This window comes from Xenorhabdus griffiniae, assembly GCF_001028135.1.
GTDB lineage: Bacteria > Pseudomonadota > Gammaproteobacteria > Enterobacterales > Enterobacteriaceae > Xenorhabdus > Xenorhabdus bakwenae.
In genome coordinates, this window is record NZ_LDNM01000032.1 from 1 (window position 1) to 19,388 (window position 19,388).

13 protein-coding genes are annotated in these 19,388 nt (G+C 47.3%); all 13 read right to left on the reverse strand.

The genetic code is table 11. The features are described 5' to 3' along the window. Positions 1-151 precede the first annotated feature (151 nt). Positions 152-841 (reverse strand): N-6 DNA methylase, encoded by a 690-nt coding sequence (locus tag AAY47_RS08660; protein WP_047768892.1) that lies wholly within the window; start codon positions 839-841, stop codon positions 152-154. Between the two features lie 115 nt (positions 842-956). Continuing rightward, positions 957-1,880 (reverse strand): DUF1281 domain-containing protein, encoded by a 924-nt coding sequence (locus AAY47_RS08665; protein WP_047768894.1) that lies wholly within the window; start codon positions 1,878-1,880, stop codon positions 957-959. A gap of 90 nt (positions 1,881-1,970) precedes the next feature. Then, positions 1,971-2,279 carry a TA system toxin CbtA family protein gene (locus AAY47_RS08670; protein WP_047768896.1) on the reverse strand — a complete coding sequence of 103 codons (309 nt, stop codon included), beginning with the start codon at positions 2,277-2,279 and terminating at the stop codon, positions 1,971-1,973. Positions 2,280-2,295: 16 nt separating this feature from the next. Beyond that, positions 2,296-2,838, reverse strand: a complete 543-nt coding sequence (locus AAY47_RS08675; protein ID WP_047768898.1) for a hypothetical protein — start codon at positions 2,836-2,838, stop codon at positions 2,296-2,298. A gap of 119 nt (positions 2,839-2,957) precedes the next feature. Then, a complete protein-coding gene (locus tag AAY47_RS08680) occupies positions 2,958-3,416 on the reverse strand; it encodes an antirestriction protein (protein WP_047768900.1) in 459 nt (152 codons plus the stop codon). A 92-nt stretch (positions 3,417-3,508) separates the two neighbouring features. Next, positions 3,509-3,955: an antirestriction protein gene (locus AAY47_RS08685; RefSeq protein ID WP_152669790.1), complete on the reverse strand. Its 447-nt coding sequence runs from the start codon at positions 3,953-3,955 to the stop codon at positions 3,509-3,511. Continuing rightward, positions 3,906-4,106, reverse strand: a complete 201-nt coding sequence (locus tag AAY47_RS21685; RefSeq protein WP_152669791.1) for a hypothetical protein — start codon at positions 4,104-4,106, stop codon at positions 3,906-3,908. Before AAY47_RS21685 ends, AAY47_RS08685 begins: the two co-directional genes overlap by 50 nt. A 413-nt stretch (positions 4,107-4,519) precedes the next feature. Beyond that, entirely contained in the window at positions 4,520-5,542 is a 1,023-nt protein-coding gene (locus AAY47_RS08690) for an HlyD family secretion protein (RefSeq protein ID WP_047768902.1), read from the reverse strand. Positions 5,543-5,739: 197 nt separating this feature from the next. Then, complete coding sequence (locus tag AAY47_RS08695) at positions 5,740-6,363, reverse strand: hypothetical protein (protein WP_047768904.1); 624 nt, start codon at positions 6,361-6,363, stop codon at positions 5,740-5,742. Positions 6,364-6,367: 4 nt separating this feature from the next. Further along, entirely contained in the window at positions 6,368-7,975 is a 1,608-nt protein-coding gene (locus AAY47_RS08700) for a DHA2 family efflux MFS transporter permease subunit (RefSeq protein WP_083446703.1), read from the reverse strand. After that, complete coding sequence (locus AAY47_RS08705; RefSeq protein WP_047768906.1) at positions 7,972-12,036, reverse strand: non-ribosomal peptide synthetase; 4,065 nt, start codon at positions 12,034-12,036, stop codon at positions 7,972-7,974. The genes AAY47_RS08700 and AAY47_RS08705 overlap by 4 nt, the downstream gene beginning before the upstream one ends. Before the next feature lie 65 nt (positions 12,037-12,101). Beyond that, entirely contained in the window at positions 12,102-17,537 is a 5,436-nt protein-coding gene (locus AAY47_RS08710; protein WP_047768908.1) for a type I polyketide synthase, read from the reverse strand. After that, positions 17,530-19,368, reverse strand: coding sequence for a non-ribosomal peptide synthetase (locus tag AAY47_RS08715; RefSeq protein ID WP_072059765.1), 1,839 nt, complete (start codon positions 19,366-19,368; stop codon positions 17,530-17,532). Before AAY47_RS08715 ends, AAY47_RS08710 begins: the two co-directional genes overlap by 8 nt. Positions 19,369-19,388: the final 20 nt, after the last annotated feature.

Consider the following 19,388-nt stretch of genomic DNA (forward strand, 5'->3'; position numbering starts at 1 on the left):
AACTCTTTTTGCGGAAATGAAAATTAAACTGACTCGATTCATCCATGGATTCACTTACCGAATTACCTTAATTTTCATCATAAATTCAATAAATTAATGTGATTTGAAAACAGAAAAAGCGCCCCGAAAGGCGCCAAAGTGAAAAGGAAATTTATGCCACCCGGGGCTGTTGATACGCCTGTAACCGCTGAGACCAGTTACCCAGATAATGGGCGGGCGTGTAACGTGTCCGTTTGCTACCAGGATCATTCAGTACATCCCCAATAGTCACCGCAGCCGGAATGCCGGTCAGGGCAAGCTGGATGTAAGCCATCACTGCGGCCAATGGGTCAATATCAATGGCACAGACCCACAGGCTTGATAACGGATCATGTCCCTGTTCTCTTAATACCTCAGCAGCAGCTAAAGTCATACAGCCCGCGCCACAGCAAGGCTCATGGAAGGTGACAAAGGGCTGGGTTTTCAATAATTCAGAGACATCCTGTAACTGCATCTCTGCCATCATTCTGGCCACGCTCCAGGGGGTAAAAAACTGATCGAGGGTTTTATCCCCCAATCCCAGCTGCATAAACACATTGCCCAGAAAATCACAGGGTGCCTGCGCCAACCCAAGAACGGTACAGGAAAACAGCTGCACAATCCGGTCAATATCCTCCCGTTCGTACTTTTTGATGGTTTTCAGGTAATACTGCTCCAGCGCCTCGCAGTAACAGTACCTGTTATGTATTGCCGCCATCGCACAATTACAAAAATCCTGAAAAACCTGATAACGACGGTGATAATGCGCCGTCTGGTTAAACAGCGCGATAAATTCTTTCTGGTGATCCGGCTGTGATGACATCACGTGTTTTCCTTGCAAAAAATAAAGGGAAAACACGTTCCGAAAGGGGAACCTGTTTTCCCCTTTCGGTTGAAGTGAAGATAAAAAATCAATTAATGACGAGTTAAACGAATGGCTATGGCCCGACCGCGATGGCCGGCACGGGCAGGTTCACCGCCTGCTTCTCCTCGTTGACCAGATAAAGCGCCGGCCGGTTTTCCCGTCCTGACTGCCCGTTGCCGCTGTCCACATGCTCGCCCTGGTCATAGCAATCGTAGCCTTTGAGCTGACCTGACGATGCGCTGTACCCGTGGCGGATTTCACAGTCAAACACCGATGACAGTTCGCCCATCAGTTCGGCCGACGGCGGTGCCCAGGGGGAGTCAAAACGCACGGTTAAGCAGCTGACATTGCGGCGCTCCCAGCGGACATGGTGACCCAACGGCCATTCAAGGCCGTATTGCTCTTCGTAAAACTGTGCCGTCGTCGCAATGCCTTTCAACAACCCACTGTTACCGTTAATCTCAGTCGCCAGCCGGGTCGGCATTATCATCAGCATATCGCAGGGCTGCGCCGATGCCGGGTAAACACTCAGCTTATCCCAGCACGCGCCGATATCGGGCGTCTCAGACCAGCCTACCATCCCAAACCAGTCGGTATACTGACGGGTCAGGAGACGGGTGATACTGTCGCGCGCCGGCGCCGGAATATTTTCCCAGCGCACCAGGCTGAGACCGGACTGGCGGTACAGGTTATCTATCCGTTTAATGTTATCGCTGCTTAACGGCACATTATCCTGCAACAACGTCAGCCACTGTTCAAAAGCCAGGCTCTGCGCCGTCGGTGCCGCCGTGCTGCGTACTAAATCAGGGTAAGGCGTATAAGTTTGCGGTTTAGTCGGTTTCAGTATCCCCGCACAGCCGGCCAGAAACAACCGCAGGCTTTGCAACACTGCCTGGCGGTAACGGGGAATTTCTTCACCGCAGACCCATTGTTGCATCACGTCAATACACACTGACTTGCCGGTAATTTCCAGTTGATTGGTGACCCATTCTGCCATGGTTAAGTTCCTCATTGGATTAATAAGAATAAACCGGAGGAACCGCGCCATCAGGGCACAATTCCCCCGATGGGTGATTAAAAAAAGGGGTTACTCGGACGGTGACCCGTTGGCCTGACTGAGCATCGTTTCGGTAATACCGCAGTCGAAAAGCACTCTCAGTTCATCATGAATACCCAGATACGGTGTACTGCCCTGCATATCCTGCGCATCCAGCCGGGTTAAATCGTATTTATCCACTAACGCGTTAATGGCTTCAAATGGCTGGACGCCATGGGCCATCAGTTCAGCCACCGTGTCGGCTTCATACAGTACCGTATCCTCCAGGTTCAGGCCAAAATGACGCTTCAGCAGCGTACCGGCAATCACCTGCCAGACGGTTAAACGCAAAGGTGCCATAGTGATACCTCACGCGTTAAACACTGACTGTCGTGCCGTGCCGGAGAATATCCCGCACTTCACGACACTGTTGATAACAGGGTGAAACCACATGCAGCGACAGTAAGTGCGCCTCATGCCACAATGCCCGGGCAGCCTGTGCATTCTGCCAGCTCTGCTCAAGCACGGCTGACTGACACAACTGCTGCTGTTGCTTTTCCAGTGACAGGCGTTCTGATACCAGCGTCACCGGCTGCGCCCAGACAATCTCATCATAGCATCGGCCACCGAGCACTTTTTCATCCTGGGCGTCATAAATCATGACGGTCAGCGGGAAAAAAATGCACTTCGCCTGATGAGATAACGTTTCCGGCACCGGCCAGTCGCCCAGCAGATGGATAACCTTCAGGCGCTGCACCGCTTCGGTGACTGAGACCGCTTCGCACACGGTCAGGGTTTCTTCCCGCAGGGATTGCCTCGCTTGCGGGTGTTGCATCAGGCCGGTGACCTGCACGGTAAAAATGTCTTCATGGCATGCCGGACCGGTGTCATCCGGGGCCGGTAAAAAAATGGGGTCCATACGTATTTCCTTGATTTGAAGTCAAATAAAGAAAACACCCGCCCGAGACCGGGAAGGTGTTTTCAGCTCCCTGGTCAGGCGCTTAAGAAAAGGGTTAACAGCATCATGGGCTGATAACGTCAGTGAGAATGATTATTTTTATTTTCGATTAATGACCGGCTGATAAAGTCCTCGGGGGGCACCCATGTCATGACTGACCCTATCAGACCGTTTTCCGGGTGTTGCTTCGCATATTCCCGCAATTCGCAAAACCGACAGGCATCCCGCTCATTCAGCGCGGCAATACGGGCAAGCACGATTGACGTCACCGCCAGTCCGAACGCATCCGCCGACAGTGTCACCCTTAACTGCGTGTCCGGCAGGTAAACCGGATAATTTTTCGCTGATGTCGGCACCATATAAGCCAGCGACTCAGACACCGGCCGGCCAGTCCATTGCTCAGGCGGGTAATCGCTGCATAACTGTGCGGCGGTATTGGCAATCAGAAACCCCAGAAACAACCGTTCCAGCGGTTTTTTGCCGGGAAATGCCGCAGACAGTGCAGGACTGTCCAGCATGATAAGTTCTCTTTTTTGCATGATGTTCTCCTGTAAAAATAGAAAAGACGGAGAACCTCTGCCCGACGGGAAGAAATTCCCCGTCCGGGTGACTGGCATCGTGCCAGGGTGGATTAAATTATCGTCATGCCCTCGCTAAACCTAGAGCCGCCCGAAGTACACGGGGCCTGGGGGTGTTGCAGCGCGTATGCCCGCAAATCACACAACCGTTCAGCAATTTCATCGTGCTTTATCAGTGCCGTCAGATAGCCCAGTACGGTCAACGTGACCATCAGCCCGAACGTATCCGCTGACACCTCAGCGTTAAAGTCAGTGGCCTCGTTTTTGACAACATACGTGTCAGCACGTGTCGGCACGGCATAGGCAATGTTGTCCGACACTTTCCGGCACTGCCATTTATCACACCGGTAATCCTCACACAGCGTGACCGCCGCTTTAATCACCGTGTGCTCCAGCAGCATCAGTTCCAGTGGACTACTTCGCGGAAAAACGGCCTCGAAAGGGGACAATTCAGACACCGGTACAGCACGCACCGTTATCCTGGTTTCGTTTTGTTGCATTGTGGACTCCCTGAAAACCACGGAGAACACATTGCCCGGCGGGAAACGTATTCCCCGTTGGGTGGCTGGCATATTGGCCAGGGTGGATTAAATAACCTTCATCATCGACAAAGATGATATCTGCTTCCAAAGGTGGGCAGATGTACCACACAGTGTGTACTCCCTTGCAGGCTACGGGAGTGTGGGTGTCGCTGCCCGAAAGCGATCCTTAAAAGCGACCGGATCATCAATAAACTTTTCTACGCTAATCAATCGAAATAATAAGGTCAATGGGTAATTCATTTTCCGAGACAGAAAATAATGCCAGAAGCGTAATAGCATTATTTGAATTGATTAGAGTGTAATCTACCCGATTCAATTTTATGGTGTGACCAAATCAGGCAACTTGCTCTAACTCACTTCTGGACAAAATCGCTTGGTAGTTAAAATACGACAAAGTCTCTTGGTGTTCACAGATTAGTTGTACCAACTAAGACTCGATCTGACACTATTGATGCTCTGATCGAAATCCAATCAAACAGTCGGCTTTGTGCCAATTGCGGACGTTACTCCAATCATGACGTGCTAATGCGACAAAATCATATGACGTGTATCTATCGTGACCTCGCAAGATAACCCGCTTGCCATTGTTATCGGTTTATTGAAAACAATTTTGACCGGGAAACGTTGCACAATTTTTGTAAAGTTTCCAGTAGCGTTATCAGCGGGCAAAAGTGCGAACACAGAACCGGTCGCCGGCGCTAAGCTTTCAATATGACCTTTAAAAACTTCACCGGGATAGCTATCGATAGTGATATCAACAGTTTGTCCTGGCTTCATCCCGTCTCGCTGCGTTTCTTTAAAATTAGCTACAACCCACGGCTGCTGTTCGGGGACAATACTGGCGATAGTTTGACCGGCCTGGGTAAACATACCAACCTGAAGATTACGGTTTCCTATCACGCCGGAAACAGGCGCAATAATTCGAGTATAAGTTAACTGCAGCTGTGCATCCGCTAAGCTGGCCTGCGCATGTTTTAGTTGCGCTTGGGCCTGTTCAATGATGGTCTTCAGTACCGCCAGTTTAGCCTGCTGAGTCTCTAGGCTTGCCTGTGCTTCCTCTGCGTCGGCAATGGCGACTTTGTGCGTGCTGTCAGCTTTGTCTATATCGCCCTGAGCGACATAATGGCGTGTATTAAGCTGGTTGACGCGAATCAATTCTTGAGTGGCATATTTTTCTCTAGCTTTGGCTGAAGTAAGACTGCTGCTGTACTGGTTGATGATGCTTTCTTGCATCTTTACATTAGCCTGCGCATTACTCAGCGCAGCCGTCGTTTTTGCGACATCAGCTTTTGCTTTCAGGATCGCGACTTTATAAGCACGATCGTCGAGAACAGCTAAAAGCTGCCCTTGTTTTACTTCATGGTTATCGGTGATATAAGACGTCATCACCTGGGAGCTAATGCGGGCGCTAATATTGGTGATATCGCTTTGGGTATAGGCATTATCGGTAGTCTGGATATAGCGCCAGTATAATGACCAGTATAGGAAACTACCCATAAGCGAAACCACAATGAGTGGAATAACGATATTTTTAACATATTTCATTGGCAATGATCGCACAACACAAGATTTGTAACTACGGGAAAAGCTGGAGGTAACATTTTCTGGCGATACAGATCAGCTAATCTTAACAATTTATTTTCCAAAATATCTGGCGTTTAAAGGCTCGATAAAAGCTTGCTGAGTTTTTTCCAACCCATCAATTAGAATTTCCCGATATTCGCTCGGTACAAGGAAAAAGTTCAGGACTGCTTCGTTTTTCCTTGCCAGCGATAACGTGGCCAGCGAACACTAAAAAATATCATCACTAGTACTAATGGCCAGCCAACCACAAACAGGAATATATCCAATAATGGGTTGTGTAGGCGATACAGCAGGTAAACTAAGATAGCTTTGCATAAATAAACGACTATCCACATCAGCGACATTTCTTGCCAGACGCGAAAATAGACTGGTGAGCCGTATATATTCAGTGTCTTAAGTTGTGGTCTTGCCTGTTCGGCTAAGGTCCGGATAACGGGTTCACCTCGTAGCGAATAAAAAAGGAAAACCACTGCAACCGTTAATGCACCGTTTAGCGACAGAAAAACATCCTCACGTTGAACGGGCAGCAACGCGAAATGGTACAGAAATAAATAGTGGCATAGACCGGAAAGCAGGATCATCAGCACAATGGCCAGCGTCGCTTGACGATTCTTGCTTTGCAACGCAAGAAATGCTGCCCAAACAGCGCTGGCCAACAACGCCGTACCAATGCCAATTAAGTACAGCACGCCATAATAAAGTGCTAACGGAATGATGATGTTCAGTAACGCTGCACGAGAATGCAGGTAATGCAGAAATGTAAAGGGGGTATTCTGGCTCATTTTATTATTTCTCCTGTGAGGACTGCAACAGCCGGAAATTCTTTGTTGCGAGTAACGCCATGAACGCTGTAGCTAGCATCATCCCGCCCATCACATAAAATATGTCATTAAAAGCGATGATTTGAGCCTGCAACTTAATGCCTTTAATTAATATTGCATAGGCAGTCTGTTGAACATTGAGGTTATATAGCGAGCCACCATGATGGATCAAAAGCGTTTTGATGCTCTCCATATAGCGATTAAACGTATCGCTACCGGAAGCTATTGTCGATTGGATCTGTTTAGCATGCATCCACGCATGATTAACGTAGAGGGTGGAAAGAATGGCCGTACCCATTGAGCCACCAACGCTGCGGGTAATGTTAATCAGAATAGCGGATGAGGCGCTATCTTTGGGCTTAACATTACGGGTAGCAATTATGGAAAGCGGCACCATGATGAAGGGTTGCCCCAGCGCCCGAATCAATAACGAAAGTTTCATCTGCTGCCCAGCGAAATAGCTATCCATATGTCCATTCATGAGTGAACTGATAGCCAGACCGGTGAAACCGATGAAAATCATATAGTTCAGGTTGAAAATCTTAAGCAACTTCGGGATAAATGGAAGGATTACCAGTTGCGGCAATCCCATCCAAATTATGACATTGCCAATCTGCAGGGCGTCATAGTTGTGCACCGTGGTAAGATAAAATGGCACCATAAACAGCGTGCCATAAATAGCGACTCCCAACATAAAGAACATAATGCAGGCATGCGAGAACGCCGCGTCTCTGAACATGCGGATGTTAATTAAGGGGGAAGGGTGCACAAGCTGATCGTACATGAACCCTAAAAATGCGACTATCGAGATCACAATAAGTGAGCAGATAAGGTTAGAATCCAGCCAGTACAGATTGCGTCCTTCTTCCAGAACGACCTCCAATGAGCCTAGCCACAGCATTGCGGTGAGAATGCCGATAAAATCACCGTCGCGGATCACCTGCCAACAAATAGGTGGGCGTTTTCTCTTATAATTAATCAGGCAGTAAGCGAAAATAGCAGGCACGGCGTTGATGTAAAAAATAGCGTGCCAGGAGAACGTCTCTGTCAGCCAGCCGCCCAGAGAGGGACCAATTGCCGGAGCAAAAGTGCCCACAATACTGAATAAAGACATCCCAAAGGGGCGTTTTTCCTCCGGTAATACCTCGATAATCAGGCGAAATGAAAGAGGGATCAGGGCGCCGCCTCCGAAGCCCTGTAACGCCCGAAAGACAATCATGGAATTAAGATTCCATGAAAATGAACACAGTATTGACGCCGCGAGGAAACTGCCGATACACCACAAAGCATAGCGTCTGGTACCAAGTGCCTGCGCCAGCCAGCCGCACAGAGGAATGGCGATGATCTCAGCGGTAAAGTAAGAGGTCATTAACCATGAACTGTCATCCAGCGTGGCTGATAACGCGCCCTGAATAACCTTCATCGACGAGTTAGTTATTTGGATATCCAGAATAGCCATAAAGCCACCGAGCAAACCGCCAATAACGGTGCACCAACTACGGAGAGATAATCTTGTATTTTCTTTGTACTTTCTCTCAATATTCAAGATATTTTCCTGTACGGTTACTCTCATCGCAGAATCTGCTTTACACGCTGAATAAGTTCTGTGATGAAAGGCTCGTTCATCATGGTGATGTGATTGCCTTGCGCTGGCAGGAGGGTAATAGGTTTGTCCGTCAGGCTCTGCCAGCCAAGCCCAGGCTCAGGCAATCGTATCCTCCCAGGCAAATCCTCCTGCGCTTCGGCTACCACAATGTTGCCGGTATAAGGCGCACCGACATAGCGATCACTGGCATTGATGTGCGCCCATAAAATTACCAGAAAATGACGGAAATGCTTGAAGCTTAGTGACGCTGGAACCAGCCCTGCGCGTCTAAATTCACTCATAAACAGATGAGTGCGTTCGTCATGGCTCATATCAGCTAATTTCTCTTGTGAGATATTGAAATGCGAGCCGGTAAACATCGCGACTTTGTGGGCATAATAAGCCAGACGATCGCTGTCGCTCATATTCTCAGTGTCATCGATGCGCATTTGCGGCGCTGATTGGTCAAACACCAGAAGTGTTGGTGCCCGACCTGTGATGCTGGTGATCTGTTGGCCCATTTCAAAAGCGATAGTCGCGCCCAGCGACCAGCCGCCAACAATCAGTTTTTGTCGATGGAACAGATCCCCTGCCTGTCGCAGGTAGAATGCGGCTAGGGAGGATATTTCGCGGTCATAGTCGTGAATTTGGCTAAAATCAGCGACCTGAAGACCATAGACTGGGTAGTATGACTCCAGAGATTGCAACATGGGGTAATAGCAGAGTACATTTCCGCCTGCTGGATGGACCATCAGGAAAGTAGGCTGACTCTCGTCACCCTTGTTCAGCGTCACCAGAGAAGTTAACGCCTGCGAAGTGCTGGCCCGCTCCATAAGCTGCGCCAATTGCGAAATACTACTATGTTCAAGCAACTGCCCCAGAGATAAAGCAGTGCCGAATTGCAGGTTAATCTGCATCACTAGTTTTAGCGCATTGATCGAATTGCCGCCTAATTGGAAAAATCTGTCATCAATATCGATATCACTAAGATTGAGCACGTTGCAATAAAGCTGATGCAGTTGGTTCTCCATTTCACTTTGCGGGCGTCGACACACGGTATTGCGCGACAAAGTCATTGTGTTCAGCTGGGTATAGTTGATCTTACCGCTGGCGGTGAGCGGCATCGACTCAAGACATAACCATCTGTCCGGTAACATGAAGTGAGGTAACCGGGCATGAGCATAATCTTTAATCTCATCCTGTTTCCACCCGGGTACTGGCGCAAAAAAGACCAGTAATTGTTGCTCATCGTCACTGACCTGTTTTACTAACGCAGCGGCTTGAGTTACGCCGGGACACTGATGAAGAACGTGTTCGATTTCGGCAAGTTCAACCCGGAAGCCGCGGATTTTCACTTGGCGATCGAAACGCCCTAAGTACTCAATATTGCCATTCGGCAGGTAGCGTCCTTTGTCGCCAGTACGGTAAAGGCGTTCATCTTTAAGCCGTGGGTGAGGAATAAAGGCACTGGCGTTTTTGTGCGAATGACGACCAATGTAGCCAGCACTGAGGAGTGCGCCACCAATGCAGATTTCACCAGGCAACCCGTCAGCTAGCGGCTGGAACTGATTATCTAAAATTAGCAATTGTACACCGGGGAAAGGTTTACCTATGGGCAGATAGCTGCCTTCCGGCATATGTGTGTCCGGCATCACTTCCCATGTTGTGACCCCAACGGTACTCTCAGTTGGTCCATAATGGTTCAAGATGCGGCAGCGGGCATCCAGTGCTCGTAAATGTTCAACCAGCGACCAGGGCACCTGCTCACCCCCCAACACTAGCAGGGAAGATGGAAGCAGAGCGGCCATGTTTTCACCCTGCAACAACGCACTAAGATGGGATGGCGTGATTTTTATGCAATCGAGCGGCTGATGCGTGAGTAATTCTGCTAACCGGGACGGATCTTGTAATGCGCTATTACTGATAATGTTTAAACAGCCGCCGCTGGTCAGAGCCGGGAAAAGCATGGTATGAGCCAGATCGGTCGTGAAACTGGAGAACATACCATAATGCGCCCCTACAGGTTGTTGTAAGACCTGACGAGCGTTATCGCAATAGCAGGCAAGTTGAGCATGATTAACCTGTATACCTTTCGGTGTGCCTGTACTACCTGAGGTATAAATGAGATAGGAGGGAGCATCTGGAGCGACGTCCGGCAGCGGCTGTCGAGTGAGAGATTGGGGTATCACATGAATATTGAGGCAAGTTGCCCCATCAAACGTGACATTATCGCTCTCGGTGAGTATCCAGTGTGCTGCAGCATCGTCGATCATATACGTCAACCGTTCACGCGGCAGGGTGATATCCAACGGGAGATAACATCCACCGGCACGTAAAATAGCCATAATGGCTATCACGTAATCGTTTCCCTTCTCCATATGAATACCAACCACATTACCAGGTTGTAAGCCCTCCGCCAGCAGACATTGAGCCAGATTTTCTGATTGTTCTTCTACCTGTTGATAATTCAACGCACTATCATCGCAACGCACCGCCATTTGGTGCGGTATGTTATGGGCGACTTGGATGAATTGTCGGTGTACTGATGCGCAATCGGTTTGCGGTTGAAGGCGCCAAGTCTGGTACTGGCTTCGTTCTTCGTCACTCAACAACGAGATTTGCGCGAGGGTGATATGCGGGTTACCCACGAACTGGCATAATATAGATTGGAAATGTTCCAGCATCTGCCTGGCCGTGCTTTCACGGTAAAGAGTCGAGTTGTAGTAGAGTGTCAATAACAGCTTATTGCTGTCTTCTTCGACCCAAAGGTTAAGATCGGTTTTTGAAACGCCATAATCTACCTTTAAGGGTTTGATCGATGCTTGGTTATCATCATAGAAATGTGGAAAAATCTGATAGCTCAGTATGGCCTGGAACAAAGGATTAACCCGATGCGAGCGAGCGAAATTGATGTTATCGAGGATAATATTAAAAGGAACGTCCTGATAAAGCATCGCCTCTGCACAGTTCGTGCGCACTTGGGCTAACATTTCATCAAATCGGGACTCCGCACGAACATCTCCCCGCAGTGGCAGTGTGTTCATAAAAAGTCCCATCAAATCCCGGCTAGACGCATGATTTCGGTTTGCGAAAGGAATACCGACAATGATTTCATTCTGGCCGCTATAGAAGTGGAGCAGGACCTGCCATGCGGTTAACATAGCATGAAATAGCGTGGCGTTATGTTTACTGCACAGTACACTTAACGCTTTTTGCAAATCACTATCTAGTGTCTGGCTGACGATGCTACCAGCCGAACTCATTCTTGCAGGACGTGGCACATCGGTGGGAATGTTCAGGATACCTTGTACACCATCCAGTTGTTTTTTCCAATATGCCAACCCTCGGTCGTAATGACCACTAATTTGCCATTGGTTTTCTGCTAGTGCGTAGTCAGAGAATTGTAAAAAATCATCAACTGCTGGTGTAATGCCATTTTCCAGTTGGAAATAGATCTCCATTAATTCCCTGAAAAAGAGATTTATGGTCCAGCCGTCAGAAATAATATGATGAAGCGTTAGCATCATCACATATTCGTTAAGCTGGGTTTTAATCATTCGCCAATAAGACAGTGGCCCACGGGATAAATCAAAACTTCGGCATCCTTCTTTAAGAGCTTGCTTATCAATCCGACTTTTTTTCTCTTCTTCCGGAATGGCTACGATATCTTCATAGACGAAATCAAAAATAATATCATCTGAGATACATTGCATTACTTCGCCATTAACTACCTGAAATGTTGTGCGTAAAATGGAATGCTTGCGGGTTAATAACGTTAATGCCTGACGTATCTGTTCCTGATTGAATTCGAGAGCCATATGACAAACAAAAGCATAGGGATTGTTATAGGCTCTTTTATCTTCTAGGTATTGATCAAGCAACCAAATGCTTTTTTGAGCGCCAGTCAGCGGAAATTGCTTACGCGCAATATCGGTGCAACGTTGAATTTCATCTTGTGCCTTGGCAGCGATTTGTGTTTTTTTTTGACGAGCCAGTTTTTTTATTTCGTCCAAACTTAATGAACGAATAGAATCGCTTTTGTTTTTCATGTTCTTTTCTTCCTGGGATAATGTTGCGTTATAACGCGCACTGGCAGCTACAACTCGATACTTATTTACCCGGTTAATTCGTTAACTAACAGATTAGCCATGCCTCTGATAGTTTGATCTTGGTAGAAAAGATCCACTCGGATATCAATTTCAAAGATACCTGATACGATGGATACAACTTGTACAGCCAACAGAGAATTACCCCCCAGTTCTGTAAAATAGTCCAGCGCGCCAATACCAGATATTCCAAGAATGGATTGCCATACTTTTGCGATTTCTTTTTCAATATCATTTTCTGGTGCAACATATTCTATCGATAGAGCTGGGCGGATATGTGAATCTGAAATACTGGATTCGATTTGTAAGCTATCTTTATCTTCTTTTTCCGGAATCGCTTCAAAAATTAATTGTTCCAAATCAGATGTGACTACTACTAACTGTGGGAATTCCAGGTGATTAAGAATTCGTTTTATAGCTTCTTGCCCTTCAAAATATAGGATGTCTTTATTCTGTAAATTAACTTTTACCTCGGTCATTTTATTAGTTTTGTCAATGCCTACCTGATTATTATCTACGATCTTAATTAACGTATAATTCTCAAGTGTCATCAACCGCTTACCCTTCGCCGAGAAAAATACAATGTTCATAACAATGGTATTATCCAAAGACTGATAGGGCTGATTTAATTTCACATGAACAAAACACTCTTTTTCTAGTGACGCATGAAAACAAATCTGTCCATAACTGATTGGCAGAAAGTAATTTTCCGTCAAGCCTGACAAACACGCGATAGCGACCGAGTCAATCATTGCCGGATGAAAAGCATAACGTTTCAGGTCGTTTGCGAATTCTTTTAACAGTTCCTGACGAATAAACCATTCGGTCTCATTTTTACGTAATTCAGTAATAGTATTCCAGCGATGACTCAGAGTCAGAAAATCTTCGCTGGTGTTCAACCCGTAATCGCTGATAACGATAGGGCAACACTGACGAATCGCGTCCGGCTGTTCATAGTCATCATCCACTTCTTTAGCTTCGCCAATCTGACCAAATGCGTGTTCTTGCCAGTTAAAGTTCAGAATTCCATGACTTTTAAGGCTGAATCTGTAACCTTTATCCTGTTGAGTAACAATCAGATTCATTTCTCGCGGCCAAGCGTTATGGTAAAGCACTGGTGTGCTCAACATCAGATTCTTAACTTGTAACTCTTCGCCTTGTTTAAACACGGTCAGATATTCATTCAGCAGGGACAGAATTGTGGTTCCGACTAACGTTGGCGTTTTTAATAAGTGATGCTCGTTAATCACCCAGTCTTGATTGACTGAAATATTTACGCGAAACACATCTTCACTAGCTTTACTTTCAATTTGCGTAAGAAGATCGCCGGTAATTTTCTTGAATGTTGTGTTTCTTCCTTTTGCATTGAGCTGCTTGTTCCATCGTGCTGCCATTCCTATATCACTCCACTGACCCCAGTTAACGGACATAGTACAGCCTCGGCGATATTGATTACGATAATGGGCGAAAACATCCATAAAGACGTTTCCTGCACAGTAATCAATACGAGCGGGATCGCCGACAATGGCAGTAATGGAAGAGAACAAGAGGAAGAAATCCGGCTCTCTTTTAGCCAATAGTTCATCCAGAATTAATGTGCCGCGAACTTTTGGATTTAGCACTTCAGTACAGTTAGATGTGTTTTTGAGGGGAATTATCCCACCGCCGACTACACCCGCGGTGTGGAATACACCATCAATATGAGAGAATTCAGCCAGACCCGCTTTCATACCGGTGTAATCGCAAACGTCCACATTCAACAGATGTACGTGATTACCTTGTTCTTCCAGATGCAAGATACAGGCGAGTTTTTCGCTGAGGACATCATCCACTTCGTGTTCTTGAAGCCAAGATTGCCACTCTTCACGTGCCGGCAATGGTGAGCGGTACATCAGGATCAATGTCGCATTGCTACTCTGCGCCAGTTGATCTGCAATCAGCATGCCGATCCCACCTAAACCGCCGGTGATCAGATAGACACCATCATCGCGAATAGCAACGGTTTTATTGCTTTCCTCAGAAGAGAGCGGCACCTGTTGATAGGCCTCTTCCCAACGCTGATGCTGACGATAGGCGACCAGATTGCCATCGGTATCGATATTGCTTTCATCGATCAGCAGTCTGGCGATGCCCGCAACAGGGACATCAAGATCAACATCTATCAGGTGGCAACGCACCTCATGATATTCATGGTAGAAAACCCTGGCAGGTCCAGTAAGCAGAGCTTTATGCGGCGAACCAATAGGCTCACCCGCAACACTGAAGATATTATTAGTGACAAACAATAAGCGCAGGCCGTCTAACAGATTTTCGGCAATCAGCGCCTGTTGCAAGTACATTGGGCTGTAAAATGCATCGCGCTGTAAAATTTCACAGGAATCAATCAACCGGGTATTGTCATCATCCTTAGAGAGACTCCATAAGTGAAGGATACGAGTTGGCGTTAACTCTCTTTTCTTAATGCTACTGAACAGACTAACGTAATGCGTGCTGTTATCAGGATCGATAACGAAGGCATTGTCGTTCTCCTGATACGCTTTGCCCTGCGCAACGGTGATAACAGTAAAACCATCCTCTCTAAGCTGTGAGAGTAGCGCATCAACTACGCCCTGTTTATCTGAAAAAATCACCCAACAGTCGGTCGCTACGGCAGCGACTTTGCCACTCATATATTTCCCCGGGATCGTCTGACGCCATGCGGGCATATAAAACCAGTTACTTATATTTGATTGTTTTTTCTTACGCGTATTAATGGAACGATTATCCAGCCCGCTTAACGTTTCCATGTTCAACACCGGAAGACGGAACTCTTTACGTTCAAAGGGATAGCCTGGCAACGGCAGGCGCAGACGGTGCTGACCGTCATAATAAGCAGACCAATCAATAGGTACGCCGCTGCACCATAAATGACCTAATGCTGCTAGAAATTGTTCGCCAGTCAGCGAGACATCTCTAGCCATAGGCAGGGATGTGAAAATCGCCGGGTTTTCCGCTGTATTGATGTGCTGTTTTGCGGCAGACTCCAGCGACCGACCAGGACCCACTTCCAAAAAAACAAACTGGTTATGCTCCTGGGCAATTAACGTTTTGAAAGCATGCGTGAACAGAACCGGCTGACGAACATGGTTAACCCAGTAATCATGGCTCTGCGCTTGGATATCCGTGATCCAGTTGCCAGTCACGGTAGACACAAAGGGGATGGTAGGGGGATTAAAGGTAATTTTTTCGATCACCTTACGGAAATCATCAAGCATCGGCTCCATCATGTAGGAATGGAATGCATGAGAGGTGTCGAGGAGTTTGTAAAAAATACCGTCGTCTTCCAGTTTGTTTTGGAAGGTTTCAATCTCAACCAACCCGCCTGCGACCACGCACAATCCAGGATAGTTTGCGGCTGCAATCTCAAGATGACTTTCAGATAAACGTTCGCGCAGAGCGTCTTCTTCCATCAACACTGCAAGCATAGCGCCCGCCGGAAGCTGCTGTACCAGTTTGCCACGCATTGCAACTGCCATCAGCGCATCCTCCAGAGACAACACGCCAGAGAGACAAGCTGCGACATATTCACCCACGCTATGGCCAATCATAATGTCGGGATTTATACCCCATGATAGCCATAACTGAGCCAGCGAGTATTCCACGACAAAGAGCGCTGGTTGCGTGTACTGAGTTTCGTTGATGAGATCTTTATTCGTGCTTTCGGTGTCCTGGAAAATGATGTCGCACAGATTACGTTCGAGGATACTTTCAAGGTGAGCACAACATCTATCCATATGTTCGTGGAAAGTAGGATAACTGTCGTATAACTCACGCGCCATGTTGACATACTGATTGCCCTGGCCTGGAAACATAAACACGACAGATTTGTGATTTTTTCCTGATTGCGGCGCGATCACTGTGGATTGCGCGAGTTTACTGAGCAATGCCTCACGGTCACGCGCAACAACAAAGCTGCTGTATACCATACGTTGGCGTCCCACTTGCAAGGTATAAGCCACATCCGCCAGGTTGACCTCTACATTTTGCTGTAGATACTGCCTGAGGTTTTCACGTATCTTTTCAAGCGCAGAGAGGGTTTTTGCCGAGTACGGGAATAGCAGATAACCTTCCGTTGAGCTGCTGGCAGATACTTCAGGTGCTTCTTCCATAATAACGCAGGCATTCGTGCCACCCACACCAAAAGAATTCACCAACGCCCGTAGCGGTTTACCGTTAGCGTTCAGCGGGTGCGTTTCTGTGTTCATGATGAACGGACTGTTTTCAAAATCGATGTTAGGGTTTGGTGTTTTGTAGTGCAGCGAAGCAGGCAAAACGCGGTTTTTCAGCGACAGCGAGGCTTTGATTAAACTGGCAACACCGGATGCGGTATCGGTATGACCGATATTGGTTTTGACCGATCCCAGACGACAAAACTGATTTTCAGAAGTGAATTCCTGAAACGTTTGGCTCAGAGAGCTAAACTCGATGGGATCGCCCAGCGCCGTAGCGGTTCCGTGCGCTTCCACAAAGTTAATGGTAGCCGGATCGACGTTGGCGCGATGCAATGCCTCTTTGGCAACGGCAACCTGACCGTCGATACCTGGCGCAGTAAAGCCCGCTTTGATATTACCGTCGTTATTAATGGCACCGCCTTTAATTACCGCATAAATATGATCGCCATCGCGTATAGCATCGCTCAGTCGTTTCAGAAGCACGACACCGACGCCACGGCTAAATACGGTGCCGTTTGCCCGGGCATCGAAGGCGTAACAATGACCGTCTGCCGATTCCATTCCCCCCTGCATATACAGGTATCCACGGCGTTCCGGCGTATCAATTGAAACCCCGCCTGCGACTACCATATCGCTTTCACCGTTCAGCAGGCTATTAACGCCCATAACAATCGCGACCATCGCAGTGGAGCAGGCAGTCTGTACGTCAATACTGGGACCTTTAAGGTTCAGCTTGTAGGAAACCCGTGTCGTCACATAATCTTTGTCGTTGTTGGTGACCAGTGAAGCGCCGCTTGTATACTTCTGAACTTCCTGATTAGCGCCAGCCTGTTGCAGGTACCAGGCGGTGCCGGTACCACCAAACACACTGACTTTTCCAGGATATATCGAGGGTACGTAGCCGGCATTTTCAAAAGCCAGCCAACTGCACTCTAGGAAATTTCGGTGTTGTGGATCCATGATTTCCGCGTCACGGGGCGTAATATCAAAGAAGCTGGCATCGAAATGCTGTGCATCACCTAGAATCCCGCGGCGGCGAATATAGTTCGGCGCTGCGATGAGTTCTTCATCCACACCGGAAGCGCGTAATTCTGCTTCAGTAAAGGTGGTAATCGTTTCCAGACCGTCAAGCAGGTTGCGCCAGTAAGTGGTAATATCTTCCGCGCCAGGGAAGCGGCCCGCCATGCCGATAATGGCGATGTCTTTATCGCGTACGTTAGCGAAATTATTCATGATCGGTGACTCCATTTGATTTATTGTCTGCTTTATCACTTTTATTACTGGAAGCGGATTTAAGGCTTTTCTCAGCTAAATAAGCGCTCAATGCCTTAACGGTGGGATACTGATACAGATCCATAATAGATACTGAAATATCAAGGTTCTTTTTGATTTCTCTATGTGCCTTTGACATTAGTAATGAGTTGCCACCCGCATCGAAAAAATTTTCATGGATAGATAAGTTTTTATTGTTGAGCACCTGTTCCCATATTTTGATGATTTCAGTTTCAATATTTGATGAGGGAGGTACGATATTTTTTGTCGTGTGTCTTAGGCTTTTTTTGAAATTATGATGTAGAGAAGTCTTATCCACTTTGCCGTTGGGTAACGTGGGTATAAAAGCCTGTTCGATAAGATATGAAGGGATCATATAAAACGGCAGGATGTTGTAGAGATATTCTTTTAGTTCCAGTTCCTGCACGGTTTCGTTTTCTTTCACAACATAAAACGCAACGATCTCCAACAGGTTGGACTCATCATTCTCTTCTAGAATCACGACTGCATCAGATAATTTGCTGTAATTGCGAAGGATGATTTCTATTTCATTTAATTCCACCCGATAGCCACGCAATTTAACCTGATTGTCTACGCGCCCGAGAAATTCCAGTACGCCATCTTCCCGTGCCCGAACAATATCGCCGGTCTTATACATCAGACCTGGCGCATCCGTTACAAACAGTTCGGTCACGAAACTGTTACGCGTCTTTTCCGGTTCATTGATATAGCCTTGCGCCAGAATATCGCCTGCCAGATACAGCTCACCTGCTTTACCAGACGAAAGCACATTGAGTTGTTCATCCAGAACATACGCTCTGGCATGAGGAATAGGGATACCGATAGGCACAATGGTTGCATCCGCACCGGGTTGGCACAACCAATGGCAGGCATAGATAGTGGCCTCCGTCGGGCCATAAAGGTTGTGAATTTGACCGGTAAATTGCGCGGCCAGATCGTCTACCAACTTCTGATCCAGTGCTTCGCCGCCAGAAAAAATATGTTGCAATTCACTACAGGCTTGCAGCTTTTGTGCTGCAACAATGGCGCGCAGCGCCGTCGGAACGAATTGAACCACGGTGACACGGTGTTGTTGCATAAAATTGATTACCTGATGGGGATCATACTTAATATCATCAGAAATCAGTGCACAGCTCGCACCGGTAATCAGCGGCCAGAAAATCTCCCACACTGATACATCAAAGCTGAAAGTGGTTTGGTTAAGCACTACATCTCGCTGTGCTATCCCGAAAGCGTCCTGCATCCACCAAAGGTAATTCACAACAGTGCGATGCCGGATCATGACGCCTTTTGGCTGGCCTGTAGATCCTGAGGTATACATAACATAACACAGGGCATCGTCATCAACCTCGGGCAGCGGGAAATGGCAGGATGCATTCAAATGCAGCGCAGTAATATCTATTTTTTTATCATCATCGACCGGTATTCTGGCCGCCAATGTCGGGTCAGTCATAATAAAGAGAATGCTCGCGTGGCGCACAATATACAACAGGCGTTCCTGAGGATAGGAGGGATCAAACGGAACATAGCAAGCGCCTGCCTTTAATATTCCTAATAGACTGACAATTAGTGAAACACCTTTATGGAGATATACGCCAATTTTATCGCCCGGATTGACACCTTGTTTAATTAAATAACCAGCCAGCGCTGTTGAGCGATTATCCAACTCCTCATAATTTATTGATGAATTATCAATTCTCAACGCTACGGCGTGAGGTGTTTTCATTTTCTGCGCCATAAATTGCGCATGAATTGTCTTTTCCGATTTCATAACCGGATTCCTTTATTCTA